Here is a 1,284-nt window from a genome sequence, read left to right on the forward strand (position 1 = left end):
AGAGGTGGTCCCACTTGTTTGAACAACTAAAAGCGTATTTATAAGTGATATTCCGCTCTAGTTAAGCCACCTTGTTTTGTTGGGGTAGCTGATCATAGTAAAACTCATTTGGTGTCATTTTGTCTAGACTCGAATGAGGTCGTTTCAAATTATAAAACTCAAAATATGCACTTAATTGCTTTTTCGCATCTGTGACACTGCTATAAGCTTTGAGATACACCTCTTCATATTTAACGCTCCGCCATAATCGTTCAACCATCACATTATCTACCCATCGACCTTTACCATCCATACTGATTTGAATGCCATTTGATTTCAATACATCAATAAATGCATCACTGGTGAACTGACTGCCTTGGTCTGTATTCAATATTTCAGGTGATCCATATTTTTCAATCGCTTCATTTAAAACCGAAATACAAAAATCCACATCCATACTAATCGATACCCTATGCGCAAGTACCTTGCGGCTATGCCAATCAATCACAGCACATAAATAAACAAAGCCTTTTGCCATAGGAATATACGTTATATCCGTAGACCACACTTGATTACTGCGCAGAATAGCCAACCCTTTGAGCAGATATGGATATTTACGGTGAGCTTGATTAGCCTGGCTTAAATTTGGTTTGCAATATAACGCCTGAATACCCATTTTCTTCATTAAAGTACGTGTATGACGTCGTCCTATATGATGCCCTTGACGATTCAACAAATCACGCATCATACGACTGCCTGCAAAAGGATATTGCATATGTAATTCATCAATACATCGCATCAGCTTCAGATCTGATGAGCTAACAGGTTTTGGGCGATAATAATAACAACCACGGGAGACTTTCAGCAGCTTAGCTTGCTTAGATACTGAAATCTGAAGTGAGTCGTCGATTAACTTTTGTGGTTGAAGCGGCCCAGTTTCTTCAACACACCTTCTAAAAAATCAATTTCTAATGCCTGCTCACCGATTTTTGCATGTAACTTTTTAAGATCAATGGGGGGTTCTGATGGAGCTTTTGATTGATCGAAAGCTTGTGAGGAAGCTGAGATCAATTGATTTTTCCAGTCAATAATTTGGTTTTGATGAACATCAAACTCAGAACTCAATTCAGCAAGTGTTTTTTCTGCTTTGATCGCAGCAAGTGCTACCTTAGCCTTAAAGTCGTTTGAATGATTTCTTCTTGGTCTACGTGCCATAAAATACTCCATATATTGATGTTTATAACATCATTTGAGGAGCAGAATATCACTTATAGGAGTTGTTCAAATTTACGGATCCATCTCTGT

At 38.1% G+C, this 1,284-nt stretch carries 1 protein-coding gene; it reads right to left on the reverse strand.

All coding sequences use genetic code 11. The annotated features are described in order from the left end of the window. Positions 1–61: 61 nt before the first annotated feature. Positions 62–1,206 (reverse strand): IS3 family transposase gene (locus C3420_RS17000; protein WP_103801097.1). Its coding sequence is split into 2 segments (ribosomal slippage): positions 62–942 and positions 942–1,206, totalling 1,146 coding nucleotides; the frame shifts between segments, so codons are not numbered across the junction. Between the last annotated feature and the right edge of the window lie 78 nt (positions 1,207–1,284).

Origin of the sequence: Acinetobacter sp. ACNIH3 (assembly GCF_002918965.1) — a bacterium.
GTDB lineage: Bacteria > Pseudomonadota > Gammaproteobacteria > Pseudomonadales > Moraxellaceae > Acinetobacter > Acinetobacter schindleri.